Raw genomic sequence first — 1,005 nt, forward strand, 5'->3', positions numbered from 1 at the left:
CCGCGGTGGTTAGACTACCAGCTTTGGCTGATGCCAGTTTGCCCACTAGGCGAGTTAGGCCATGTTGTGGGATCCAGTACTGCAGTCCAACTTTAAACTTGTCCATCTTTAATTCCGATACTTCTGTCTGTTCTGTTAGATTCGCGCTTTGGGCGCGTGATGTTACTGAACTTTAATGTGCTTGTCAGTATTCGGTGAAGAATTCTTACACAGTTGCTCAGATAAGCTGGTTACAGATCGGCCTTCTTATTGCGTGAGTATTGGCGGTTTGCTTTGTTCTCCATCATGCTTTCTAGAATGCGATGGTAGTTCTCAAAACGAACCTCACTCACTTCGCCTTTCTCAACGGCTTCACGCAGAATACAGCCAGGGTCGTCGTTGTGTTTACAGTCTCGGAATTTACAGCCACCAAGGTATGCGCGGAACTCTACGAACGCTTTGGTGACTGCTTCAGCCTCTAAGTGCCAAAGACCAACTTCGCGAACCCCTGGTGAGTCAATAAGATCGCCGCCAGTTGGAATGTGGTAAAGGCGTGCTGCTGTCGTGGTGTGTTGACCTAAGCCAGAGTTTTCAGAAATTGCGCCTTCTTCCACTTCTTGTTCTAGTTCAGGCATTAATGCATTAACCAAGCTCGATTTACCTACGCCAGATTGGCCAACAAAGATGTTGATACGATCGCGTAACTGCACTTCTAAATCACTAATGCCTTCACCAGAATTTTTACTCACGAACAGCACTTTATAACCAATTCGCTCGTATTCTTTGAGCCACTCTTCGTACATTGCACGGTCATCTGCCTCAAGCAAATCAACCTTGTTGAGCACCAACAATGGTGCGATGTTGAGTGTCTCTGCGGCCACTAAATAACGGTCGATAATGTTCAGTGATAGCTCAGGCAAGACAGACGAGACAATCACCATCTGATCGATGTTTGCCGCAACTGGTTTGAGGCCGTCGTAGTAGTCTGGGCGAGTCAGCATCGATGTACGAGGCGCTACGGCTTCC

Annotated in this window: 1 protein-coding gene and 1 pseudogene; both read right to left on the reverse strand. The window is 47.6% G+C overall.

What is annotated here, in order from left to right:
- A pseudogene (locus R7P69_RS25340) lies at positions 1-106 on the reverse strand (phosphatidylserine decarboxylase); the annotation flags it as partial.
- Between the two features lie 124 nt (positions 107-230).
- A partial coding sequence (gene rsgA, locus R7P69_RS25345) for a small ribosomal subunit biogenesis GTPase RsgA (protein WP_318121853.1) occupies positions 231-1,005 on the reverse strand: 775 nt, incomplete at its 5' end.

Origin of the sequence: Vibrio sp. 661, assembly GCF_033339315.1 — a bacterium.
Classification (GTDB): domain Bacteria; phylum Pseudomonadota; class Gammaproteobacteria; order Enterobacterales; family Vibrionaceae; genus Vibrio; species Vibrio alginolyticus.